Genomic DNA, 23,670 nt, shown 5'->3' on the forward strand with positions numbered 1-23,670 from the left:
GCCAGGATTCATCAACTTTTTGGTTCCAAAATCCGGAAACCGTACGGTTCCAAAATCAAGTGCTCATGATCCGGACCTAGGGCAACTTCCGATTGAGTCCAGTGATCGTAAAGTTTTCCAGCTCCCTCTCCTTGCTCGCGGAAAGCATACCAAGTCAGGTAAGCCGCCTTGTCCGAAAAGTTGAATAGGCAATACATCCGTTCATTTCCCATTCTACGGACAAAACCTGCCACATGGATATTGTGTGGACTCATCCAAGAAATATTACTAATGTCACTGAAAAGTCCATGTGCTTTTCTGACCTGAAGCAATCTTTTGGTTCCTTCGAAAATCTGCTGCTCAACAGTGCCCTCCACTTTCTTTCGGTTGACCTTTTCCCAGTCGATCACCGGACGATGCATCCAACGGTTGTCGTAGCTTTTTCCCGGATCAGTTTGATAGCTGTAGTCATTGGTGTAGCCGACTTCGTCTCCGTAAAACAGCATCGGCAATCCACCTAACAAGATCGAATGCGCCTGCATCATGAGGATTTTTTGGATGCTTTGGTCTATTGCAGGCCCATTGCCTTCTATGAGTGCTTTTTCCAAGCCACAGAGGGAAGCTAAAGTTCCTGAAATCCGAGCGTCTCCTGTCTTGGGATTGGAGGAAAAAAGGGCTCCTCGCGCCGGACTCATCCACTGATCACCAGAGAAAGAGTAATATTCCTTGAGAAACTTGCGATGGTAATAGGGTTCCTTTCCAGCCTGAGCAATCATGTAGTCATCATATCCCAGTCCAATATCATCGTGGCACCGAGTGTAAGTAATCCAAGAGGTACCGTAAGGCTTGTTGAGAATTTCCCCTTGGGCGTTGAGCATGACTCGGGTTTCTCCCGAGGCCAACATGTCCCATTGCAAGGCCATTTGAGTAGCATTATAGGCAAAATCACACTCCTGAGCGATAAACTCCCCTGTGCCGAAGTACTTCATGATTTCCTTAGGGGCTACAATTGCCTCACCCAAAATCGCCATGCCCGGAGTCGCCACCTGCACACACTGCTTGATTAATCGGAGCAAAGTGTGTGCTTGAGGAAGATTTTGGCAGGAAGTACCTAGCTGCTTCCAGATAAATGCCGGAGCGTCGATTCTCAGCAAGTCAACGCCAAGGTTCCCGTAAAAAAGTACGGTATCCAGCATGGCCCGAAAGACATTCGGATTGGTGTAATTCAGATCCCATTGGTACTTGTGGAAAACGGTCATCACCCATTTGCCCATTTCCTCACTCCATGTGAAGTTGCCCGGAGCACTTTCAGGAAAAATCTCAGGCATATCCCGCTCAAATTCATCCGGAATCGAGCGATTGTCATAGGTATAAAAGAAGCTTTGGTAATAGGAATCACCTTCCTTGGCCTTTTGGGCCCACTCGTGGTGATGCGATGTATGGTTGAGCACAATGTCCAGCATGAGGTACATGCCTTGGCTGTGCATTTTTTTCCGAAGGGAAATCAAATCCTCCAGAGTTCCAAACCGAGGATCCACTTTTCTGAAATTCGAAACCGCATAGCCACCGTCACTTTCTCCGGCAGGACTTTCGAAAATCGGCATCAGGTGAAGGAAATTCACACCCAACTCCTCGAGATGCGAAAGCTTGGTCGGCATGGTTTTCAAACTTCCTGCAAATCGGTCCACATACAAGCTCATGCCTGCAAGCTGATTGCTAAGAAACCACACGCCCTGACTTGTCTTTTCCTGATCCAGCTTTTTCAACCCAGCTTCCCGGCCTTGGTGTGCTAGAATCAGACTGCGAAGCAAGTCCACAAATTGCTGCTCAACGTCAAAACATCCCCCATAAATTTCCCCGAAAAGCCGATGGATTTTTGGTAAATGTGCTTGAAGACGCTCAGCAAATTGCTTGTCTTTTTTGACAGGGTCTATGGAATACTCTTGGAAGAGATGGTGGATTTTTTCAGATATAATCGATTCCGGGTACATGGAATGGGTTCAATTGGTTTGATAAGGGAATTAATGTCCTGCTGAAACGGGTGCAGCGGTAGGATCAATGGATTTGTTTTCTTTGATTCGAAGCGTAGCCAAGGCAGCAATCAACAACAGGACGCCTCCGAAAATAATGGATTGACCTGCGTCATTGTTTAGGAAGTTTTTGGAGATAAAACCAAAAGTCAGCGTCTGCAGGATCATGGGAATCACGATCATCATGTTGATGATTCCCATATAGACACCATAGCGCTCTTTGGGGATCTCATTCACTACCAGCAGATAGGGCACACCCATCATGCTAGCCCAAGCTATTCCAAAACCAGTCATTGGGGCAAATAGCAAGTACTTGTTTTCGATCATGGGGAAAAGAATCAATCCCACACCAGCCATGAGAAGGCAGATGAAATGCACCTTTTTGGGGCCAAACCGTTGTGCCATTCGTGCTAGAAAAAATGCCGAGAGGAACGTAACGATGTTGTACCAGCCATTGACCAAGCCTGCCCATCCGACAGCTTCCTCATACTTGGCAGGGTCGCTAGACGGGGTAGCATCCCATACCGAAAGAGCGATACTCTTGGAGGCATTTTGCCAGTAACAGAACAGCGCATACCACTGGAAAAGGTAAACAAGCGCCAGCTTCCACATGACCGAAGGCATGTGAATGATGGATTCGATGATTTCCAGATTTTGGGCAAAAAGCACTCGGGTCGTGGAATTTTGCTCGGCCCACTTCATCACTCTACGGATTAATCCACGATCAAAAATCGTAGGAATCAACAGCAGCAAGAAGACCGTATAGGCCACCAGAGTAGTCAGAATGGACAGGAAAAACTGCACTGCTGGGTGCGGCATGCCTTGATTTCGCTCTTTCAAAGCAGCCAACTCTTCAGGTGAAGGCGGATACTCTGGCGTCTTAGAAATGCTCCACATCACCGAGGTGATCGAGCAGACAGTTCCGAGAAAGAAAGACGCATAGACCCACATCGGCAGCGAACCGATGGCGCCTTTGAAGAAAATCTGGAAGACAAACAGGGAAATGTTAGCAAGAGTAATCCCCAAACCGGTGAAAAAACTCTGCGTCAGGAAACCTTTTCCATATTGCTCTTCCGGAAGTGAATCTGCGATCAAGGCGCGATACGGCTCCATGGCGGTATTATTTGCAGCATCGAGCACCCACAGCAATCCAGCAGCCATCCATAGCGAACTACTAAATGGATAGAAGAAGAGACAGATACTGCATAGCAAGGCTCCGATAAAGAAATAAGGCTTTCTTCGCCCATACTTATCACTCCAAGTGCTGTCACTGAGCGCACCAATGATCGGCTGGATCAGCAGGCCGGTCATTGGTCCTGCCAGATTGAGCAAGGGGATCTCGTCAGGTGCGGCGCCCAACATGTCATAGATCGGATTGACAGCACTTTGCTGAAGACCAAAGCTGTATTGAATCCCAAAAAAACCAACATTCATGTTGATGATTTGGGAGAAGGATAGTTGAGGCTTTCGCATGAGGTTACTTGGGTTTTGGGCTCCAGCCCGATATAAAACTTCAAAAAATACAAAGAATAGGACTCCAAAAAACACCCCTAAATTGGAGTAGGAATAAAAAGCTTTAGGAAATCGATTGATTTTTCGGCTTACTCGAAAAAAAATTTTTTTGGGAGAAATAAAAATCAAACTTGAGATTAGAAAACTAACCGTCTGCCTATGTCGATTCTCCATTTACTCAAGAAACGCTTCAGAGCATACCGCCAAAAAAGATGGAATCGAATATTCGATCAGAGTCACATCAAACGGGTGCAAAACGGACTTCAGGTCTTAGCTGATCAAGGAAAAAAGCTTTCTTCAGTAGATTCAAAGAAAGCTGAAGAATACTCAGTAGAGGTTTTGGGATCTATTGATTTTGCTCCATGGCTTAAACTCTACAGCGCATTCCGAGGGGAGTTTTTGGAAGGCTGGATTCCAGATAATTACTTGGGGAGAGTAGTTTGCCCTGCGATCAATGGAGATTTAAAAGATTTGAGCAGTTACAAAACACTTTCCAAACAGCTACTTCAGACCGAAACATTACCTGATTTGGTTTATTTGATCAAAGGAACATGGCTGACTGCCGAGAGATTGGGGACGACGTTCGACGAAGTAAAATCCATTTGTTTTGAACATTATCCTTTTGTGTATTTAAAGCGGAATTTTTCTTTTCAGGGAAATGGAATTTTAAAGCTTTATCCTAAGGATTTTGATGGAATCGAATTTGACAAACTGGGAGATTTCGTGATTCAAGCACCTATTTTTCAACACCCCTTTATGGAAGAAATCAGTCCGGGAGCGGTAGCGACATTGCGGATCACTACGGTAAAGCAAAACCAAAAACCAGCCGAGACCCGACTTTGTGGACTCCGAATAGGTAGGGAAGGAATGAATTACATCAATACCAAAGGTGCCATGAGAATACCTGTTGATCCCAATTTTGGGAAATTATATCCTTCGGCAATCACAGCCAATTGGCAATTATTAGAAACTCATCCTGATACAAAAGTACCCTTCGAAGGAAAAACGATCCCCTATTTTAAAGAAGCGACTCAACTCTGTGAATCTATCCATGAGAGATTTCCACACATACAACTCATCGGTTGGGATGCTGCCATTACCGATCAGGGCCAAGTAAAATTGATGGAATGGAATACCGACCAACCGGGAATTGTATACTCCGAATCCAGCATAGGACCACATTTTAAAGAGTTAGGCTGGGAAGATCTTTGGAAGAACTAAGCACAAGACCCAAAATAAACATCTATGATCTCTTTGGTTAAAAAACTATACAGACAAAATCAGGAAAAAAGAAGAAATAAAGCCACTGATGCCTATTACAATCGAAGCGCTCCAAAAGCCTATCAAGCTCTAATTAAGCAACTTCCTGATCATACATTAACGACAAAGCAGGAAACAGAAATTGAAACTTACGCCGCAGATGTGCTAGGTTCAGCTTCATTTTCTCCATGGCTTAAGGTATTCACTGCTTGTCGGGGTGAATTTAAAGAAGGTTGGATGCCATTGGATTATTGGGCTAGAATCGTTTGTCCTACCTTGAATGGCAGCCTTCAACCACTTGGAAAAATAAAAACCCTAACCCAAAAATTCCTGAATGCTGAAGAACTTCCTGATTTGGCCTATTATGTGAAAGGAAATTGGCTAATGGCTTCAGGAGAGAAAACAACTCAAGAAACACTAAGAAAGACTCTCTTTGATGGACATCCAAACGTGTTTTTGAAGCAGGACAATACTTCACGTGGCGGTGGAGTGATGAAACTAGATGCGGATCAATTTTCAAAACTGGACTTTGAAAAGCTTGGAGATTTTGTGATTCAATCGCCGATTGAGGCTCATGAGGTATTTCAAAGACTAAGCCCGGCGAGTGTTCCAAGCTTGAGAGTGACTACCTACAAAGCACCTCAAAAAGAAGCTAAAGTGGTGCAATCGGGTATTCGACTTGGGCTAGCCGGCACTCCTTTTACCTATGAGGATCATTGTATTCGGATAGCAATCCGAATACAGGATGGGTATACTCATGATTTTGGCTTCAGTGGAGATTGGCAAATTCTTACGAAACATTCTGAAACGGGAGTTTCTATCAACGGGGTAGAAATCCCGAAATACGCTGAAATAAAAAAGCTGTGTGAAAAACTTCATGACCAAAATCCACATTTTGGACTGATCGCATGGGATATGACCGTGGACAAAAACAATCAGATCAAAATCATGGAATGGAACACCGTGACTCCTGCATTCAACATGGACGAAGCAGCAATAGGACCGCATTTCAAGGGTTTGGGGTTCGAGGATTTTTGGAAAAGAAAAAATCCCGGGCGTTAAACCCGGGATTTGAATGTTCTAAATGCAACGAAGATTACTGCAATCGTGCTTGAATTTCCTCGATTAAGCCCTGATACTTTTTCATAATTCTTGACCAGTCCTTAAAGGCTTCATCATCCTTCACCGTGACAGTTTTCAAGTTTCTGGATGGATCGTTGAGCTCAGCTACCTGACTCACCAACTTAACCGCATACGTAATTTGATCTGAGTTACCTCCAGAGCTTACGATCACACGGGTTCTGATGACAGAAGAATTGAAATTTTCAACTTGCCACGAAGTCGTCAAATATCCTGTGTTGAAGTCAACTGTCTCCAAAATATCAAAGTATCTGGTCACGATAGAAGATAAAATTTTCCAGGATTCTTCGGCTGCTATCCCTGCCTTTACCGGCACTGTGATCCTGACATTAGCCAAATCAGAAGAAACTGAGTTGTCATAAGCTTGGTCTCTAACCATCTCTATTGCTTCTGAAATTGGAGGAACTGTTCGCTCCTGCTGATTACAGTAGTCTTTGTAATATTTCACATAACCATCTTTGGACACGACGATCGAGACACATCTACCTCTGGGGATTTTCAGTTCATAAGACCCAACTCCAACCCGCTGACCAGTAATTTCGATCACTGCATCGTTTGGAACAGTAGTGATTTTCACCATTCGGTCCTCCAAAACGGCCCTTTCTCTAATTGGTGGTTCTGGATCTCCTTCCTTGTTACAGAAAACTTTTTCATAGCTCACAAATCCTTCTTTGGTCACAGTAGTAGTCACACAATCTCCAAAAGGAATCTTGATATCTTGATTGCCTCTGCCCAGAGTTATCCCATTGGTTGCAACATTGGAATCAGCAGGCTGTACTTCCAATCTGACCTGACGATCTTTCAGCGTAAAATGGTCTTTGAATGGAGGTGTTTCTTTGTCCGGCTGATTGTAGTAAACCTTGGTAACAGTAGCAAAACCAGGCTTTTTCACTTCCACAGTCAAAAATCTATCTTTCTGAATATAGAGGTAAATAGCTTTGGTCCCGATCACTCTTCCATCTACCAAAATTTCGGCATCAAAAGGCTCAGCAGTAATGTCTACCTGACGGGTATCCAAGGTTATTTTTTGTTCCTTATCCCACTTGAGGTCTTTATTGTATTCCTTGATCACGGATTGATAGCCAGGTTTGGAGATTTTCACCCGGTTTTTGGAATCTTTTTCCAATTTGATTTCAACCGAGCCAGTTCCCAATTCCTGCTTGTCTGAATCATCATAGTCATTCAGCAAAGTGAACTTTGCATCAGAATGGTTAGCAACAAGCTGGATTTTTTGAGGAAATGCCGTAAGTGAAAAGAGGGTTAAAAAAACAAGAGCGAGTAAATGTTTGAAATTCATAAGCTTAAATCTGGTGGTTTTTCTACTGCAAATAATCCAATAAGGAGAACTTATGCAATCTATTGATTATCAAAAAAGACAATTATTCTTGGCTCAAGCCCAAGCTTTCTTTAAAAAGTTCAACCAATTGCCATGCATCACCTTATCCACATCCGAATTGGCATATCCTCTCCCTCGAAGTAAATCCGGGATCTTCTGCAAATCGGCAATGGTCTCCAAATCTGCAGGACTTTGCTCCGTGCCAAATGCCCCATCTAAATCCGACCCGATCCCGATGTGATTGGCATTGCCGGCAATTTGACAAATATGGTCTAGGTGATCTAGCACGGTAGAAATAGTCACATTTCGCTCTTTGGGCGTGCTTTTCCCCCTCACCCAACCCGGGCTCAGCATCCAGGCATCAAAGGCGCCTCCGATTACTGATCCACGATCGACCAGGGCTTTGATCATCTCGTCGGAAAACTGTCGGTTGTGATCGACGAGTGCACGGCAATTGTTGTGACTTGCCCATACAGGCCCACGGTAAATCTCCAAAGCATCCCAAAATGCCAAATCACAGAGGTGAGTGGCATCCAGAATGATCCCGAGCTCATCCATTTTCTTCACCAACTCTTTTCCTTGCTGACTCAAAGGCGCGGAAGAATCTGTCCCAAAGGCATAGCGCCCAGGGCCATAATGTGCCGGACCTAAAGCACGAAGGCCGCTTTCGTAGGCTTTTTCCAAATAACTTAGGCTCACAATCGAATCAGCGCCCTCGAGTGAAAGGATAAATCCCACCGGCTTTTGGCTTTTGTCCTCGCCTTGATTCCAGTGAGCCAAGTGCGCTTCCAACTCATTCCAATTTCGGATTTGGGTCATTTCGCCCTTTTCAACCATCGCACGATACCAAGCCAATTGACCCTGAGTTTGTGCCCAAGCTTGTTCTGGAGAGTGCCAACCCGGAAGGGGATTTTCCGGCGCCACAAAGCGGGCGATCTGTGTAGCCACTACCAAACCGACATTTCCTTTGCGCAACTCAGGAAGAGAGACGGTCGCATTTCCTCGGTCGGGTTTGTCGCTCAGGCCTTTTTCACGGGCATTGATCTCTGCAACAGGTCGGGTGAGGTCACGATTCCACTCGAGGGCATTCATACTCAGGTCGAGGTGCGCGTCTATGGTAAACATGGCTTAGAAGGCTTGAAGGACAAAAACAGTGGGAACTTTATGCAGGTCGACGGGATGGTTTTTCCAGTCGGCAACGGTCTTGGTTTGGATCATTTCATCCGCTGCGGTGAGGTTTTTCGCGATGCAAAGCTTGGTAAGCGGGGCCAAAGTCGATAGCAAATCCTCGAGAAGTTGATTGTTGCGAAAGGGCGTTTCCATAAAAATCTGAGCGCGCTTTTCTCGAATCGATTCAGCTTCCAGTTTTTTGATAGCGGCAGTTCTGTCTTTTTTATCAATAGGCAAATAGCCGTGAAAAGCAAAGGACTGCCCATTGAACCCGGAACCCATGAGCGCCAAAAACATTGAACTCGGCCCGGAGATGGGCACGACCTGAATTCCCTTTTGATGGGCATAGGCTACAGCCAAGGCTCCAGGGTCTGCGATGCCCGGACAGCCAGCCTCAGAGATTACCCCGATATCCGCTCCATTGATCAACGGAAGCATCAGGCGGGGCAGCTGCTCAGGCTTGGTGTCTTTGTCCAAAACTTCCATGTGCAACTCCTCGATGTTTACTCCAAGCTTTAAGCTGGAAATATAGCGTCGGGCAGAACGTGGATTTTCGACCAAAAAGATCTTGGTATGGGCAATGACCTCCTGCACTTGAGGCGAAATCACCCAATGGGCGGTGTTTTCGGCCAAGACACTGGGAATTAAGAAAAGCTTTCCTTTGGGCATTTCATCGTTGGGAGATAATGGGGGCGAAAGTTAAAATTAAACAGTCAAAATCATTACCTTTTTGATCTTTATCACCATCCTTAAATCTGACATGAAGATTAGAATACTTACACTTGGACTGCTGTATTTGCTTTCCTTTCAAGCTTTCCCCCAAAACCTCAAAGCCCTCGTCGGTGGCACCCTGATCGACGGATTCGGAGGTACGCCCATCCGTAATTCGGTCATCATCGTCGAAGGAGAGCGGATCAAGGCCGTGGGGCAAGTGGGCAGCCTAGCGATTCCGGCAGGTGCAGAAGTTATTTCCACAGAGGGAATGAGCGTGCTTCCTGGACTCTGGGATATGCATGTGCACTTGATGCTCAACGGTCACAGCGACTACACCCATTGGGACAGTACCTACATCGATGTGTTTGAATCTGTGATCATGCCTTCCTCGGCGCATCAGTTGCTGATGGCAGGAGTGACCAGTGCACGAGACCTTGGCGCACCACTCGAAGCGAGCATTAACGTCCGCGAGCGGATCAATCGAGGCGAAATCCCCGGTCCGACGATCTATGTATCCGGGCCATTTATCCAAAAAGCGCCCTATCCCGGCACGGAAGCCTTCCGCTGGGGAGTGAATGGGGCCGCCGATGCACGGGCCAAAGTCAAAAAACTCATCGATGCCGGGGTGGATGTGATCAAATTGATCGATCAGGATCAAATGACCCTCGAGGAAGCCAAGGCAGTAGTCGATGAAGCGCATAAGTACGGGAAAATGGTCGTAGGCCACTCTCATCGACCCGACGAAATCCGCATCGGACTGCAGATCGGCGTGGACAACTTTGAGCATACAGGCTTGAGTTCAGCGCCGGAATATCCCGAAGACATCATGCGGATGATGAAAGAACGGGCGGCCAAAATGAACCTTGGGCCACTCTTCTGGACCCCCACCGTCGAGGGCTTGTTCAACTACGAATATGTCCGGGACAATCCCGAAAAACTGGATGATACTTCCTGGCACTTAGGTTTGCCGGATTCGATCATTCGGGATATCCGGGCTTCGCTTCGCTTTCCGGGAAGGATGTCTTACTTCCAATTGACTCCTGTGAGAAAGCCGACTCTGGACCGGAAGTTTGCGCAACTGAAAGAAAGTGGCGTGGTGATGCTCGTAGGCACGGACAGCGGTATTCCCATGAAGTTTCACAGCCAAAGCACTTGGAATGAACTCGATGTCTGGGTGAATCACTTCGGCATGGATCCGCTATTGACCATCAAAGCAGCCACCTACTGGCCTGCGGTGGCCATGAAAGTGGACAAAGACTACGGGACGATTTCTGAAGGAAAATACGCAGACATCATCGCCGTGCGTGGTGATGTCCTTCGCTACATCAACCTGCTACAGGATGTAGATCTGGTGATGAAGCATGGGAGGAAGGTGAAGTGAGTTTCATTTTGCAGTGATCAGTAGCAGTATACAGTAGGATATCGATGATTTCCCTGACTTGGGACTTTGAAAAATCTTCTGAAAGAGCTGCTTCACGAATCAATTTGAAGGACTGCTGAAGCTGAGAAAGTCTCTGCTGATTGACAGCATAGCCTTTAATGAGGTAGTCTTTTAATCGTCGGGTGGCCCATTGTCGAAAATGAGTACCTTCTTTGGATTTTACTCGATAGCCGAGAGAAATAATTACATCGAGATTATAATGTTCGACCTGATAATTCTTTCCATCACTTGCAGTTGTCGCAAAATTTGCGACAACTGAATTTTTTTCCAATTCTTCATCCTTAAACAGATTGGTTAAGTGTTTTCCGATAGTCTTGACATCCCTACCAAAAAGTACTGAGAGTTGGGAACGGTTGAGCCAGACCGTCTCGTTTTCAAATCAGACTTCGATTTGAGTTTCTCCAGCGGATTGATAAATCTCGAGCGAACTGTTCATTTTAAAAAGTGGGATTTATTTCTGTTTAAGGTAAATCATTTTATAAATAAAAATGAATTTTCTTTAAAGTGAACTATCAAAAAAAGAGCGCTAAAACAAATCGAACTGTCGCAAGACTTGCGACAGTTCGATTTTCTACCCCAAAAACTTCCTCATCTCCTCCACCACCGAATGGGGTTGCTCTGCGTGAAGCCAGTGGCCTGCATTGGCGACAAATTCCAGTTCATAGTTCGGAAAGTGGGCCTCCAAATCTGGCAGGTCCTTTTGCTGGATGTAGTTGGAATTGGCACCTGCAAGAAAAAGAGTTGGACCTTCGAATACAGCACCTTCAGCCAAGGCTTCTCCGACGTTTTCAATCTTTTCGGTGATGACCTTCAGGTTGATCTTCCAGGCAAAGCCTTCACTGTCACGGGTCAGACTTTTCAGCAAAAACTGCCTTACTCCTAGTTCCGGAATGTACTGTGCCAACTGATTATCGGCTTCTTTGCGGGATTTGATTTGGTTCAGATTCAGGGAATTCAATCCTTCCAAGATCGTCTGATGGTGGATGGGGTAAAATCGTGGGGCGATGTCAGCAACGATTAGTTTCTCCACTCGCTCGGGATAGGTGACCGCAAACTTCATGACCGTCTTCCCACCCATAGAGTGGCCCATCAGATAGATTTTCTCGAGGCCTTCGTCATCCAGCAATTCCTTCAAATCCTCTACCATCACAGCATAGTTCCATTCCTCGGAATGGGGAGAGTCTCCGTGATTTCGCTGATCGACAAGATACAGTGTGTAGTACTCGACCAATTCCTTGGCGATGGAAAACCAGTTGTCCAGCGAACCAAAAAGTCCGTGAAGAATGACGAGAGGAGGGCCGGTGCCACTTTTTCTGAAGTTAAGCTTCATTTTGAAAGTACAATTTACGAAATACGATTTACGAGATCTTTGGTAGAGTGAAGGCCATCGATACGAGGAAACTTTACAACTTTCCAACATTACCACCTTCCAACTTCTAGTTTTTCTATCTTTCAATTCAATCAAATCTCCAACTGCCTTCTATACATCTGAATCGTATTTTCCAATCCGTAGTATAGCGCATCGCAGATTAGCGCGTGGCCGATGGAGACTTCTTCCAAGAATGGAATCTGCTGCTTGAGGTAGGCCAAGTTTTGCAAGTCCAAGTCGTGTCCGGCATTCAACCCCAAGCCCAATTCTCGAGCGAGTTGGGCTACTTCCACATAGGGCTTCACGGCTTTCTCCCGGTTCGGATGGTAGTTTGAAGCATAAGGCTCGGTATAGAGTTCGACACGGTCGGTGCCCGTCAGCTTGGCGGGTTCGAAGTATTTTGCCTCGGGATTGATGAAAATGGATACACGCGTGCCGATTTCTTTGAGCTCGGCCACGATATCTTTCAGCATGCTCTGATGAGCGATAGTATCCCAACCTGTATTGGAGGTGATGGCATTCGGCGGATCGGGGACCAAGGTTGCCTGTGCAGGCTTCACTTCACGGATCAGTTGCATAAATCGCTGGTCGGGATAGCCCTCGATGTTGAACTCAGTCGTCACCACTTTTGCCAAATCCACTGCATCCTGGTAGCGAATGTGCCGCTCGTCAGGCCGTGGATGCACGGTAATCCCCTGTGCACCAAATCGCTCGCAGTCCAAGGCCACCTTGACCACGTTGGGATTGTTGGCTCCCCGGGCATTGCGCAGGGTCGCGATCTTATTGATATTTACACTCAGCTTTGTCATATCGGCAAGGAAAAAGGGGTATTTTTACCCGGTATTGAAGTAGTAACACAAACTTAGGACGAATGAGTTTAAAGCAGAATGTAGAAAGTCAAATAAAATCCGCCATGATTGCCAAAGACAAGGTGCGATTGACCGCATTGCGAGCCATCAAATCGATGATTTTGTTGGAGGAGACCAAAGAGGGTTTTTCCGGAACCTTGAGTGAGGATGACGAGATGAAACTCCTGACCAAAGCCGCCAAGCAGCGGAAAGACTCCGCCGATATCTATGAGAAGCAAGGCAGAGCTGACCTTTTGGAAGTGGAATTGGCTGAGTTGGCCGTCATCCAAGAGTTTTTACCAAAGGCTTTAACCGATGAGGAGCTGACAGCAGCCATCCAAGAAATCATTACTGCAACCGGTGCTGCCGGTCCAAAGGACATGGGTAAAGTAATGGGCGTGGCGAGCAAGCAGTTGGCAGGAAAAGCTGACGGAAAGGCAATTTCTGAAAAAGTAAAATCCCTGCTGAACAGCTGATTTGGCACCGATTGACATTGTTATATTGATCCTGATCGGATTGGGAGCCTATGAGGGCTACAAGAAAGGTTTGCTGCTGAGTATTGTGGGGCTCATAGGCTTTGTTTTGGCTATTATCCTAGGTGTATATTTCATGGATCCAGTGAGCAAATGGCTTGCTGCAAATCTGGACGAACTCACCTTCGCCTTTCCGATTATGGCCTTTCTGATTGTATTTTTTCTAACCTTGCTTATTGTGAATCTGGCGGGTTGGGTATTGAAAAAAATGATGGACATGATCCTACTAGGTGGTTTTGACAGCATTGCAGGCGCAATTTTGGGAATAGTCAAATCCGGATTTTTCATCAGCCTGTTTATGTGGCTTTCACTACAATTTGACCTGAAAATGCCGCGGGAATGGCGGGCCAAAAGCGAATATCTCCAATACATTGAGCCACTCGCCCCGAGTGTAATTTGGGTGCTGGAACCTATTTTCCCCAAAGTCAAGCAAGTCATCGAGACCATGGACGAGATCGTGAAAGAGTTCAGAAAAGATGCTGCTGCTGATTGACAATTTTGATTCCTTCAGTCACATCCTCGCCGATCTGATCCGGCAAACCGGTCAAGAGTTGATTATCAAACGGAATGAGGTATCCTTGGAGGAAATCGCAGAGATCGATTTCAAGGGCTTGATCCTTTCGCCCGGACCAGGGACACCCGCCACTTCAGGCAATTTGATACCCATTCTGAAAAAGTATGTCGATCAAGTCCCCATCCTCGGCGTCTGCCTCGGTCATCAGGCGATCGGGGAATTTTTCGGTGCCAAACTGGTCAAAAACGCCGTTCCCACCCATGGAAAAGTCCACACCATCCGACAGACCCAACCTCACTTTTTCACCCAAAATCTTCCTGAACGTTTTCAGGTCACCCGCTACCATTCGCTCCAATTGACCGATTTTCCGGATTGTCTGGAGTCGATCTTAGAGACAGAGAGCGGTGAAATCATGGGAATGGCACATCGAAAACTGCCCATTTTGGGAATCCAATACCATCCCGAAGCTTACCTTACTGAATACGGGAAAGCTATTATTCAAAATTGGCTCCGAACGCTCAAATCCTAAGCTTTTTAACTAATTTATTTAGTTTAAGTAGAGAAAATATCGGATATTTTTACTAGTACAGTAGGGAAATTATCGGATAATATACCTAGTTGTGATAAAAAGATTAGTTATTGACTACCAAACTTGATAGGACGGTCTAATTCAATTAGTACCAAATTGGACGTCAGAAGCACTGTGAAAAAAAATTTGGGACGTTCAGAAAAATCACTTTTACCTCAAATCAATCACTTCGATCCCGGGGTGCTTTTTCACATCAAAAACAAAGTAATCTGCGGGTAGAGTTGGAGCTGCTTTCATGTTTTTAAAAGAGTACGAAAATACGCCTCCCTGACCGTCAAACATCTCCCAGCCGAGCAAGTCTTTGGTGGCCTTATCCACCATTAGCTTCACCTGCTTAAAGGGGGCATTAGCCTTGAGCGCAGTCAGTTCCACCACACTCACAGCCTTTCCTTGATAGGTCTTATCTGCTAAAAGCTTGTAGTTGAAGCCGGTTTGGTACATTTTATAAATGTTGGAGGGCGTTAATTCCCCTTCCATCTGCGTGGCGTCATTGATGGTAACTTCCTTATAGGAATTGGTTTGGATAAAGGTCCAGACGGTCTTGCCGTCGTTGTAGATTTCCTGATCAGGAAGTTTGAGTCGGTATTTCTCTCCGCTTACCGCAATCTCACCGGTCTGTCGATCACCGGCACCACCTCCATCCTGAAACGTGTAATCAAAGCTTGCCGTGAAGCCTTTCATGCTTTGGTACTTTTGGCTCATGCCATCCAGGACAGCTTTTGCCTTGGGATCTTTCTGAGCGAAGCCTTGAAAAGCTACGCCAATGAGCAAAAAAAGAGAGAAAAGAAGGTTGTTGAATTTCATGGAATCACGCTGCCGGAACTGGGAAAACAGCGTTTATAGGTTATTCAATAACCGTTCCAAACTGGCCTCATCCTGAATAAGTACTTCCCTTGCCTTGGAGCCCTCAAACGGTCCAACCACTCCTGCCGCCTCCAATTGGTCTACTATTCGACCTGCACGGTTGTAGCCAAGCTTGAGTTTTCGCTGGATCAGGGAAGTGCTGCCTTGCTGATGGAGCACAATCAATCTCGCTGCCTCATCAAAAAGCGGATCCCTATCCGACAAGTCGATGTCTTTTGCCGATCCATCCCCATCTTCCCCTTCAAACTCAGGCAACAAATACGCAGAAGAATAGCCCTTTTGCTCTCCAATCCAGTCGCAAATATGATCTACTTCAGGTGTGTCGAGGAAGGCGCACTGGATACGTGTCATTTCAGATCCATGAGAAAGGAGCATGTCCCCCTGACCGATCAGCTGGTCTGCGCCACCTGCATCGAGGATGGTTCGGGAGTCGATCTTGGAAGTCACTCTAAATGAAAGTCGCGCGGGGAAGTTGGCCTTGATGATCCCTGTGATCACATTGACCGAAGGACGCTGGGTTGCCACTACTAGGTGAATCCCGATCGCCCGTGCCAATTGCGCCAATCGTGCAATCGGTGCTTCGATTTCTTTTCCTGCCGTCATCATCAAGTCAGCCAACTCGTCAATCACCAAGACAATATATGGCATGAAGTAATGCCCTTTTTGAGGATTGAGCTTGCGAGCGATGAACTTGGCGTTGTATTCTTTGAGGTTTCGGCAACCGGCATCTTTGAGGAGATTGTAGCGGTTGTCCATCTCGATACACAGGGAATTTAGCGTGTAAATGACCTTTTTGGTATCAGTGATGATGGCCTCTTCTGATCCAGGAAGCTTGGCAAGGAAGTGTCGTTCGATTTTATTAAACAGCGTCAATTCCACCTTTTTTGGATCGACTAGGACAAATTTGAGTTGGGATGGATGCTTCTTGTAAATCAGCGAAGCCAAGATCATATTCAAGCCCACGGACTTTCCTTGCCCTGTGGCACCTGCCATGAGCAGGTGAGGCATTTTAGCCAAGTCGGCCACAAATACTTCATTCGAAATGGTCTTTCCCAAAGCAATGGGCAGGTCCTTGTCAGACTTCATGAACTTTTCAGTTCCCAAAACCGCCCTTGCAGGCACCAGCTCCCTGTTTTTGTTAGGCACCTCGATACCGATGGTACCTTTGCCCGGAATCGGTGCGATGATACGAATCCCCAATGCTGCTAAGCTCAAGGCAATATCATCTTCGAGATTTTTGATTTTGGAGATTTTCACTCCCGGGTCAGGGACTATTTCATACAGGGTCACAGTGGGCCCAATGGTAGCTTGAATTCCCTGAATTCCAATTTGGAAGTTTTTGAGGGTGGTAACGATTTTATCCTTGTTTTCCTCCAACTCCTGACGGGTGACCGTCACTTTTTTCACATCGTAGTCATTGAGCAAATCCAAGGTCGGATACTTGTATCTCGGCAAATCCAAGGTCGGATCATACGGATCCAAGTTTTCCACTTCCTCCGCAGTTTTCTCGAGTTCCGGAGCCTTTTGAACAGTAAAATTACCCTCCTTTACCGATCGAGAGGTATTCTCTTCTTCCAACAGGTTGACTTGGGGAACATCGAAAATATCTTCTTCCTCTAATTCATCCTCTGGGAATGAAAATGAAAGCTCGGGCGAGTTAGTAGCCAAAGTAGGCTTGATGTTTTCATCTTCAGAAAGGTCGATGGGGCCTGTTTTCACCTCCCATTCACTACCATCATCCAGAATATCCTCCTCCTCTGGCTCCATTTCCTCTTCAAGGTCTGGGCTTGCAAAAGGATTGGGAGAAATGCCTTTTTCTTTGGATTCCAATGACAAGTCATCTTCACTTTTTTCTTTCGGAGAAAACCAGTTTAACTGCTGTATGCCAAAGAATAGAACCACGAAAATCAAGAAAGCTCCAGCTATAAGGATGAAGGTGCCCATTCCCAAAAAGTCATGCGAAAGCTTGGCCAGTTCATAGCCCAATCCCCCGGAAAGGAAACTCCAATAGGAATATCCCTCCACCAAAATGACCGCATAGCCAGTCAGCAATCCCAACCAAGCGGTAAAGAACAAAGCAAAAACCGAATATCGGGTTAGCGAAATCAACGAAAACTTAAATGTCCACTTAAATCCCAGTAGAAACAGAAAAGGCGGGAAAAGAAAAGCAGCCACTCCAAACCAGCGATAAATCATCCAATTGGCAGCTTGAGCACCAAGGTATCCCACCCAGTTTTTGGATTCTCTAGCAGATTCGCGGATTTCCTGATCCGGATTATTCATGACCAAACTTTGGTCTTGAGGACCATTGAGCAGGTACGAAACAAAAGCGATAAACAAAAAAATACTGATCGAAATCAAGATGATCCCAAAGGTCAGACTTAGCTGCCTCGTATCAATTTTCCCAAAAGTAAATAAAGGCTTCCTCGGTTCAGAAGGAGCCTTCTTTCCATTTTCGGTTTTTTTACGAAACGTATTGGTTTTGGGTGATTCGGATGCCATCTAAGGATGAAAGTACGAGATTAAGTTTAGCCAAAAGGCAGAAGAAAGCCAACTTACCGGGAAAAATATGCCAGAAGTCCCTTCTTGATCTTTTTGATCAAGCTTGGACCCTCATAAATCATGCCCGAGTAAACCTGAACCAAGCTTGCACCGGCTTCCAGCTTTTCGATGGCATCCTCTGCGGAGAAAATTCCCCCCACTCCCACGATTGGAAAAGCTCCATTTGACTTTTGATGCAGGTATCGGATGACCTCCGTACTTCTTTTTCCCAACACTTTCCCACTCACTCCTCCTGCTCCTATTGCCTCTACTTCAGACTTGGATGTGCTCAGTTTCGAACGGTCGATGGTCGTATTGGTCGCGATGACCCCATGGATTTGGGTCTCTTGTACGATTTCGATGATATCGTCTAGTTGTCCATCGGTGAGGTCAGGAGCGATTTTCAGAAGTATTGGTTTTGGCTTGACTTTTTGGTCGTTTGCCGATTTTACAGCAGAGAGCAGTTGCTTTAAAGGTTCTTTTTCCTGCAAATCCCGAAGATTAGGCGTGTTTGGTGAACTGACATTGACCACAAAATAGTCTACATAAGGATGAAGTGCTTCTAGGCAATATAGGTAATCATCCACTGCATTTTCATTGGGAGTCACTTTGTTTTTTCCAATATTTCCTCCCACAATCACATCTGACTTTCGCTTTTTCAATCGCTCCACCGCCTCAGCCACTCCCCCATTATTGAATCCCATCCGATTGATCAGAGCTTCATCCTGGGGAAGTCTGAATAGTCTAGGTTGGGGATTTCCTTCTTGAGGCTTGGGAGTCAGGGTGCCGATCTCTATAAATCCAAAACCCAACATGGCCATCTCATCGATCAGCTTGGCATCTTTGTCAAATCCTGCTGCTAATCCCACCGGATTTTTGAACTTCAGCCCAAAAACCTCCCGCTCAAGCCGTGGATCTTCCAATTTAAAATTCGATGAGACTAACGAATTAATGACCGGAAGATTGAAAGTGAGTTTGGTCAGATCAAAGGTAAGGTGATGGGCATCCTCCGGTTTTTTGAGAAAAAGAAGTGGTTTGAGCAGCGACTTGTACACAGAATCGAGGGTTTTTGGTGGGTTGGTTAGATCAGGAATTCCGTCCCGAAAATAGGCATTGGGAGGAGAACAAAAAACGAAACCGGCCCTTTGAGAACCGGTTTCTGAAGATTAAGATTTGATACTATAGTTAGGCGCTTCTCTGGTCACACTCACGTCGTGCGGGTGCGATTCCTTCACTCCTGCAGTGGTGATTTTGACAAACTTGCCATTTTTCTGTAAGTCCTCGATGGTCTTGGTGCCACAATATCCCATTCCTGCTTGAAGACCGCCTACCAACTGGTACAAGACCTCCGCGACCAGTCCTTTGTAGGGAACACGGCCCACAATACCTTCCGGCACTAATTTCTTGATATTGTCCTCGGCATCCTGGAAGTATCGGTCCTTCGAACCAGATTCCATTGCCTCCAAGGAGCCCATACCACGATAGGACTTGAATTTTCTTCCTTCGAAAATGATCATTTCACCCGGTGCCTCTTCTGTGCCTGCCAAAAGTGAACCGATCATGATCGAACTTCCTCCTGCTGCCACTGCTTTAACTAAATCTCCAGAATATCGGATACCACCGTCTGCAATGACGGGAACACCACGATCTTTGAGGGCTTCCGCACATTCGAAGACTGCAGAAAGCTGAGGCACTCCCACACCGGCAATCACTCGGGTAGTACAGATCGAACCTGGACCTACACCTACTTTTACCGCATCAGCGCCTGCATCCGCCAAGGCGATCGCTGCTTCAGGAGTTGCTATATTTCCTACAATCACTTCCAAATCAGGAAATGCTGTTTTGATTTTTCTACAAGTATCGATTACCCCTTTGGAATGGCCATGCGCGGTGTCGATGGAAACGACATCCACTCCGGCATTTTTAAGTGCTTCTACTCGCTCCACAATATCTGCCGTCACACCCACAGCCGCGCCCACTCTCAATCGGCCAAACTCATCCTTACAGGCGTTGGGCTTATCTTTTCTTTTTAGGATGTCTTTGTAAGTGATCAATCCTGTTAGTCTGTACTCATCGTCGACGATGGGTAATTTTTCGATTTTGTATTCCTGAAGAATTTCCTCTGCTTGCTCCAGTGAAACACCGGATTTGGCAGTAATCAGATTTTCGCTCGTCATGATCTCACGAATCAATCTGTTGGGATCTTTGATAAATCGGAGGTCACGGTTGGTGATGATGCCTTTGAGGATTTTGTGCTCGTCCACGACAGGAATGCCTCCAATGTGGAATTCGCGCATGATAGCTTCTGCATCCCTTACTTTGGAATTAATGTCCAAAGTGATCGGATCGAGAATCATCCCTGCCTGAGAACGCTTTACTTTGCGCACTTGGGCAGCCTGCTTTTCGATGGACATGTTTTTATGAATAAAGCCCAATCCACCTTCAAGTGCAATGGCGATAGCCAATTCAGCCTCAGTCACCGTATCCATCGCAGCGGATACTAGAGGTATGTTAAGTCTTATTTTTTTGGTAAGCCAGGTGGAAGTGTTGGTTTCTCGGGGGAGAACTTCAGAATAACCTGGAACAAGAAGCACGTCGTCGTAGGTGAGTGCTTCGTAAAGAAACTTCGAGGAGTTTGGATTCATGGCAAATATTGGTTGTAGGTAACCCTATTTGCCCGTCAAAGTTACACACAAAAACTTTTGTCGTACCAGAAAAAAACAAAATAAATGAATTTTACAGGGAATAAATCCTGTCTGTTTTAAAATAAGGTTTGGAAACCAAATGGATTCCATAAAAAAATTCCATCTCTCTGTTCGGAAGGATGGAATTCGAAAATGGGCTTTTGCCCACTAGGTAAGTTCTTAGAGTATTTTCTATTTTTTTCGAAGTACCGCAATATAAAACCCGTCAAAGCCACTTTCCTGAGCCAATACTTTTTTGTCTTCAATCAGTTCAAATTCCTTCCCTGCTTCACTTTCTAGGAATTTTTTGACTTGAAGCTCATTTTCGGAAGGCAAAATGCTACAGGTCGCATAGACCAATTGTCCACCTTTTTTCAGCATGGAAGGATAGGTTTGGAGAATCTCCTGCTGGGTTTGCTGCACTTTTTCAATGGATTCTAGTGAAAGTTTCCATTTGGTGTCCGGATTACGGCGAAGTACTCCTAGACCAGAACAAGGCACATCCAACAGCAATCGATCTGCAGATTCCTTCAGACGCTTAATGGTTTTGGTGCCTTCAATCACTTTGGGTTCAAAGATCGACACGCCATTTCTTCTTGCACGGAGTTTGGCTTGCTGCAGCTTCCACTCTTCCACGTCCATGGAAATCACTTTTCCTTTGTTTTCCATCAAAGCGGCTAGGTGTAGCGATTTACCTCCTGCACCTGCACAGGCATCGATGACTCTCATCCCAGGCTCCACAGCCAAGGCTGCTGCCACCAATTGTGAGCTTGCATCCTGAACTTCAAAAAGTCCTTCTTTGAAAGCGGGATGGCGAAACACATTCTGCCGCTCTTCCAAAATCAATGCATCCGGATAACCTTTGACGATGTAAGTATTGATTCCATCTTCAGCCAGTCGATTTTTCAGCCTTTCCCTAGTAGTTTTTAGGGTATTGACGCGAAGCACTACTTCTGCTTCCTCGTTTAGGGCGTGAATTTCAGGCTCCCATTTTTCTCCTAATTCCTTGGAGCCCAACTTTTGAAGCCATTCAGGGATGGATTCCAGCAGTCCAGGATCGGTTATGGCTTCGTATTTTCCTTTGATCTTCTCCGGGTGAAGTCGCTCAAACTCCTCCCAATCCGGTAAGGCATTGCCCTGCATGATCCAATACGTCCCAAACAAATCCCAGTAGTTGGAAGAAGGACTGAGATGCTTGATCAGTCTCCACCATCTCACCATTTCGTAGGTAGTCTCCGCGATGAAGGATCGGTCTTTAGCCCCCCACTTTGGGTTGGACTTCAGTGTCCGCTCGATGACTTTATCAGCGTATTGACCTTCTTCAAAAATGGCTTGCAGGGCTGTATGTACGCCTCGGATGGTATTATTGTGTAATTTCATTTGGGGAAGATTCTGCTGCAAAGGTAAGGGTAATTACTGAGCTTCGCTTTTCCCTGAAGAAAAGGGGGTAAAATTGATCGATACCCGAATTCCCTCTCTAACTACAGCCGATCCGAAACCAATTCGGGATCCATAATTCATCGAATTGCCACTGGGCCATTGAGGAAGCTCAAAACCGTTGCTAATCTGTGGGTAACTGCTTAAAATCTGCTTCCTGAATTCAAAAAAGTTTGCCTTTAGACCAAAGGCCATCCAAGAACTCAAGACCCAGTTGAATCCAAAATCAAGTCCAAACCGCCAGCTTTCTTCCTTGAATCGAAATTCCAATGGCCCTGGAACAAAGGACAAGCACATGGGACAATTCCAGCCTGGATAAAACTCAGGAAAAATTTCATAATTGCCTTCGGCTCCGGTTCCCTTTAATCCATAAAGCGAAAGGTTCAACGAGGTTCTTTTTCCGAGTTGGACGCTTTTTCGCAGAAACATCCCAAATGAAAAATATGCATTGGATTTCGCTGTAAAATTGTTGATCTGTTGATAACCAATTATTTCAGGGTTTTCTGGTTGAGGAGAATTTGGATTATATACAGGCAAGTAACTTGAGACATCTGCTTCTCTGTCCCGGTAAGCCAAAAAATCGCCCATCAAGCCAAGAGACCAGGATTTTCCCAAGCCCATTCCCAAGAAAGGTCGGAAACTTCCGGATCGAATGAGATAATTCTCACCATTCACCGATAAACCATCAAACTTTTGCCAATACGCGCCGTCAAACTCTGTCCAAACTGCTGTCTGAGAAAGACCTAACGAAAGATTGACAAAAAACAGGCATATGGCAAGGAGTACTTTTCTCATGGGATCTTAGGTTAGTTTTTAACTTTACGTTTTCTATTCATCATCTGCTACATTATGGGAACATTTTCCGATTTGGTTAAATCTTGGAGTTCGCAACTTAGCCTCTATTCCAAAACTGAAGCAGAAAGCCTTGTAAATTGGCTTTTGGAACATCATCTTGGAATGCGGCGAGTGGACATGATGCATTTTTTGGAGGAAAAAGATCTTCCTAAAGCCTTACATACCGATCTAGAGCGTTTGAAAACAGGCGAACCCATCCAATATATCCTTGGATACGGTCCTTTTTACGGACGGGAATTTGAAGTTACCCACGATACCCTGATCCCAAGAAACGAAACCGAGGAATTGGTACACCTTATTATCAAGGAGAATCCGGGAAGAGGAAAAAAGATTTTGGATATAGGTACAGGCACAGGTTGCATTCCCATCACGTTAAATTTGGAAATGAAGGACTCAGAGGTGTACGGATTGGATGTTTCAGAAGGGGCGCTGGAAGTGGCAAGACGAAATGCAAAAAAGCTGCATGCAGAGGTGAATTTCTTGAAATGCAACATCCTCAATGACCTTCCTCCCCTCATTGACTTGGATATTTTAGTTTCCAACCCGCCTTACGTCCCCAAAAAAGATCAATCTGAAATGCACCGGAATGTGGTTGATTTTGAACCGCATTTAGCCCTTTTTGTGCCTGATGAGGATCCCTTGGTGTTCTATCGCGTGATCGGGGAAAAGGGAAAAAGATTATTGAAAAAAGGTGGACGTCTTTATTTTGAGATTTATGAAAAAGCAGCAATCGAAATTAAGGCTTTATTGGAAAAAGAAGGTTATGACCGAGTAACTATCCATTCTGACCTTAATGGAAAAGAACGAATGATTACTGCAAATTGGAATTAATTTTACCTATCAAACCTACCTAT

The 23,670-nt window shown here is 45.6% G+C and carries 21 protein-coding genes; 7 read left to right on the top strand and 14 right to left on the bottom strand.

Translation table 11 applies throughout. The features are described from left to right. Positions 1–11: 11 nt before the first annotated feature. On the bottom strand, positions 12–1,970 hold the full coding sequence (locus ACFPIK_RS08720; RefSeq protein ID WP_377914283.1) for an alpha-amylase family glycosyl hydrolase: 1,959 nt from the start codon (positions 1,968–1,970) through the stop codon (positions 12–14). A gap of 30 nt (positions 1,971–2,000) precedes the next feature. Continuing rightward, on the bottom strand, positions 2,001–3,482 hold the full coding sequence (locus ACFPIK_RS08725) for an MFS transporter (protein WP_377914285.1): 1,482 nt from the start codon (positions 3,480–3,482) through the stop codon (positions 2,001–2,003). A gap of 198 nt (positions 3,483–3,680) precedes the next feature. Between ACFPIK_RS08725 and ACFPIK_RS08730 the strand changes: the two genes are divergently transcribed. Further along, positions 3,681–4,742, top strand: coding sequence for a sugar-transfer associated ATP-grasp domain-containing protein (locus ACFPIK_RS08730; RefSeq protein ID WP_377914287.1), 1,062 nt, complete (start codon positions 3,681–3,683; stop codon positions 4,740–4,742). A gap of 24 nt (positions 4,743–4,766) precedes the next feature. After that, entirely contained in the window at positions 4,767–5,843 is a 1,077-nt protein-coding gene (locus tag ACFPIK_RS08735) for a sugar-transfer associated ATP-grasp domain-containing protein (RefSeq protein ID WP_377914289.1), read from the top strand. A gap of 34 nt (positions 5,844–5,877) precedes the next feature. Here ACFPIK_RS08735 and ACFPIK_RS08740 read toward each other — a convergent pair whose 3' ends face one another. The 3 genes from ACFPIK_RS08740 to ACFPIK_RS08750 all read right to left on the bottom strand — a co-directional run bounded on the left by ACFPIK_RS08740 (position 5,878) and on the right by ACFPIK_RS08750 (position 9,096). Further along, the gene (locus ACFPIK_RS08740; protein ID WP_377914291.1) at positions 5,878–7,218 is read right to left on the bottom strand and encodes a hypothetical protein; all 1,341 of its coding nucleotides are present in this window, start codon (positions 7,216–7,218) and stop codon (positions 5,878–5,880) included. A gap of 93 nt (positions 7,219–7,311) precedes the next feature. After that, on the bottom strand, positions 7,312–8,382 hold the full coding sequence (locus tag ACFPIK_RS08745) for a dipeptidase (RefSeq protein ID WP_377914293.1): 1,071 nt from the start codon (positions 8,380–8,382) through the stop codon (positions 7,312–7,314). A 3-nt stretch (positions 8,383–8,385) separates the two neighbouring features. After that, complete coding sequence (locus ACFPIK_RS08750; protein ID WP_377914295.1) at positions 8,386–9,096, bottom strand: SAM-dependent methyltransferase; 711 nt, start codon at positions 9,094–9,096, stop codon at positions 8,386–8,388. A gap of 91 nt (positions 9,097–9,187) precedes the next feature. Here ACFPIK_RS08750 and ACFPIK_RS08755 point away from each other — a divergent pair, with 91 nt between their 5' ends. Further along, the gene (locus tag ACFPIK_RS08755; protein WP_377914296.1) at positions 9,188–10,522 is read left to right on the top strand and encodes an amidohydrolase family protein; all 1,335 of its coding nucleotides are present in this window, start codon (positions 9,188–9,190) and stop codon (positions 10,520–10,522) included. Here the strand turns inward: ACFPIK_RS08755 and rhuM are convergent. The 3 genes from rhuM to ACFPIK_RS08770 form a co-directional block, all read right to left on the bottom strand. After that, on the bottom strand, positions 10,467–10,853 hold the full coding sequence (rhuM, locus tag ACFPIK_RS08760) for a RhuM family protein (protein WP_377914297.1): 387 nt from the start codon (positions 10,851–10,853) through the stop codon (positions 10,467–10,469). The two genes, ACFPIK_RS08755 and rhuM, sit on opposite strands and share 56 nt — an antisense overlap. Before the next feature lie 300 nt (positions 10,854–11,153). After that, a complete protein-coding gene (locus ACFPIK_RS08765) occupies positions 11,154–11,912 on the bottom strand; it encodes an alpha/beta fold hydrolase (RefSeq protein WP_377914298.1) in 759 nt (252 codons plus the stop codon). A 131-nt stretch (positions 11,913–12,043) separates the two neighbouring features. After that, a complete protein-coding gene (locus ACFPIK_RS08770) occupies positions 12,044–12,760 on the bottom strand; it encodes a pyridoxine 5'-phosphate synthase (protein ID WP_377914300.1) in 717 nt (238 codons plus the stop codon). 62 nt (positions 12,761–12,822) lie between these two features. Here ACFPIK_RS08770 and ACFPIK_RS08775 point away from each other — a divergent pair, with 62 nt between their 5' ends. The 3 genes from ACFPIK_RS08775 to ACFPIK_RS08785 are packed head-to-tail and all read left to right on the top strand — an operon-like array spanning position 12,823 to position 14,375. Beyond that, entirely contained in the window at positions 12,823–13,275 is a 453-nt protein-coding gene (locus ACFPIK_RS08775; RefSeq protein ID WP_377914302.1) for a GatB/YqeY domain-containing protein, read from the top strand. A 1-nt stretch (position 13,276) separates the two neighbouring features. Next, positions 13,277–13,825: a CvpA family protein gene (locus ACFPIK_RS08780; protein WP_287939642.1), complete on the top strand. Its 549-nt coding sequence runs from the start codon at positions 13,277–13,279 to the stop codon at positions 13,823–13,825. Further along, on the top strand, positions 13,809–14,375 hold the full coding sequence (locus ACFPIK_RS08785) for an anthranilate synthase component II (RefSeq protein WP_377914304.1): 567 nt from the start codon (positions 13,809–13,811) through the stop codon (positions 14,373–14,375). The genes ACFPIK_RS08780 and ACFPIK_RS08785 overlap by 17 nt, the downstream gene beginning before the upstream one ends. A gap of 210 nt (positions 14,376–14,585) precedes the next feature. On the opposite strand, the gene lolA1 is transcribed toward ACFPIK_RS08785, so the two are convergent. The 6 genes from lolA1 to ACFPIK_RS08815 all read right to left on the bottom strand — a co-directional run bounded on the left by lolA1 (position 14,586) and on the right by ACFPIK_RS08815 (position 22,756). Further along, on the bottom strand, positions 14,586–15,239 hold the full coding sequence (gene lolA1 / locus ACFPIK_RS08790; RefSeq protein ID WP_377914306.1) for an outer membrane lipoprotein periplasmic chaperone LolA1: 654 nt from the start codon (positions 15,237–15,239) through the stop codon (positions 14,586–14,588). Positions 15,240–15,272: 33 nt separating this feature from the next. Beyond that, positions 15,273–17,801: an FtsK/SpoIIIE family DNA translocase gene (locus ACFPIK_RS08795; protein ID WP_377914308.1), complete on the bottom strand. Its 2,529-nt coding sequence runs from the start codon at positions 17,799–17,801 to the stop codon at positions 15,273–15,275. Positions 17,802–17,854: 53 nt separating this feature from the next. Further along, positions 17,855–18,895, bottom strand: coding sequence for a quinone-dependent dihydroorotate dehydrogenase (locus ACFPIK_RS08800; protein ID WP_377914310.1), 1,041 nt, complete (start codon positions 18,893–18,895; stop codon positions 17,855–17,857). Between the two features lie 111 nt (positions 18,896–19,006). After that, complete coding sequence (guaB, locus tag ACFPIK_RS08805; RefSeq protein ID WP_377914312.1) at positions 19,007–20,485, bottom strand: IMP dehydrogenase; 1,479 nt, start codon at positions 20,483–20,485, stop codon at positions 19,007–19,009. Positions 20,486–20,716: 231 nt separating this feature from the next. Continuing rightward, entirely contained in the window at positions 20,717–21,904 is a 1,188-nt protein-coding gene (locus ACFPIK_RS08810; RefSeq protein ID WP_377914313.1) for an RsmB/NOP family class I SAM-dependent RNA methyltransferase, read from the bottom strand. A 33-nt stretch (positions 21,905–21,937) separates the two neighbouring features. Continuing rightward, positions 21,938–22,756, bottom strand: a complete 819-nt coding sequence (locus ACFPIK_RS08815) for a hypothetical protein (RefSeq protein ID WP_377914315.1) — start codon at positions 22,754–22,756, stop codon at positions 21,938–21,940. Positions 22,757–22,810: 54 nt separating this feature from the next. Here ACFPIK_RS08815 and prmC point away from each other — a divergent pair, with 54 nt between their 5' ends. Next, positions 22,811–23,647 (top strand): peptide chain release factor N(5)-glutamine methyltransferase, encoded by an 837-nt coding sequence (gene prmC, locus ACFPIK_RS08820; RefSeq protein WP_377914317.1) that lies wholly within the window; start codon positions 22,811–22,813, stop codon positions 23,645–23,647. Positions 23,648–23,670 lie beyond the last annotated feature (23 nt).

Source organism: Algoriphagus aquatilis (assembly GCF_042657405.1).
In the GTDB taxonomy this organism is placed as follows: domain Bacteria; phylum Bacteroidota; class Bacteroidia; order Cytophagales; family Cyclobacteriaceae; genus Algoriphagus; species Algoriphagus aquatilis.

Bases quoted from the DNA above. Each gene is read 5' to 3' on its own strand.
- ACFPIK_RS08745 (WP_377914293.1), bottom strand. From the start codon at position 8,382: ATGTTTACCATAGACGCGCACCTCGACCTGAGTATGAATGCCCTCGAG.
- ACFPIK_RS08770 (WP_377914300.1), bottom strand. From the start codon at position 12,760: ATGACAAAGCTGAGTGTAAATATCAATAAGATCGCGACCCTGCGCAAT.
- lolA1 (WP_377914306.1), bottom strand. From the start codon at position 15,239: ATGAAATTCAACAACCTTCTTTTCTCTCTTTTTTTGCTCATTGGCGTA.
- prmC (WP_377914317.1), top strand. From the start codon at position 22,811: ATGGGAACATTTTCCGATTTGGTTAAATCTTGGAGTTCGCAACTTAGC.
- ACFPIK_RS08725 (WP_377914285.1), bottom strand. From the start codon at position 3,482: ATGCGAAAGCCTCAACTATCCTTCTCCCAAATCATCAACATGAATGTT.
- ACFPIK_RS08765 (WP_377914298.1), bottom strand. From the start codon at position 11,912: ATGAAGCTTAACTTCAGAAAAAGTGGCACCGGCCCTCCTCTCGTCATT.
- guaB (WP_377914312.1), bottom strand. From the start codon at position 20,485: ATGAATCCAAACTCCTCGAAGTTTCTTTACGAAGCACTCACCTACGAC.
- ACFPIK_RS08815 (WP_377914315.1), bottom strand. From the start codon at position 22,756: ATGAGAAAAGTACTCCTTGCCATATGCCTGTTTTTTGTCAATCTTTCG.
- ACFPIK_RS08810 (WP_377914313.1), bottom strand. From the start codon at position 21,904: ATGAAATTACACAATAATACCATCCGAGGCGTACATACAGCCCTGCAA.
- ACFPIK_RS08730 (WP_377914287.1), top strand. From the start codon at position 3,681: ATGTCGATTCTCCATTTACTCAAGAAACGCTTCAGAGCATACCGCCAA.
- ACFPIK_RS08775 (WP_377914302.1), top strand. From the start codon at position 12,823: ATGAGTTTAAAGCAGAATGTAGAAAGTCAAATAAAATCCGCCATGATT.
- ACFPIK_RS08720 (WP_377914283.1), bottom strand. From the start codon at position 1,970: ATGTACCCGGAATCGATTATATCTGAAAAAATCCACCATCTCTTCCAA.
- ACFPIK_RS08735 (WP_377914289.1), top strand. From the start codon at position 4,767: ATGATCTCTTTGGTTAAAAAACTATACAGACAAAATCAGGAAAAAAGA.
- ACFPIK_RS08750 (WP_377914295.1), bottom strand. From the start codon at position 9,096: ATGCCCAAAGGAAAGCTTTTCTTAATTCCCAGTGTCTTGGCCGAAAAC.
- ACFPIK_RS08755 (WP_377914296.1), top strand. From the start codon at position 9,188: ATGAAGATTAGAATACTTACACTTGGACTGCTGTATTTGCTTTCCTTT.
- ACFPIK_RS08740 (WP_377914291.1), bottom strand. From the start codon at position 7,218: ATGAATTTCAAACATTTACTCGCTCTTGTTTTTTTAACCCTCTTTTCA.
- ACFPIK_RS08785 (WP_377914304.1), top strand. From the start codon at position 13,809: ATGCTGCTGCTGATTGACAATTTTGATTCCTTCAGTCACATCCTCGCC.
- ACFPIK_RS08795 (WP_377914308.1), bottom strand. From the start codon at position 17,801: ATGGCATCCGAATCACCCAAAACCAATACGTTTCGTAAAAAAACCGAA.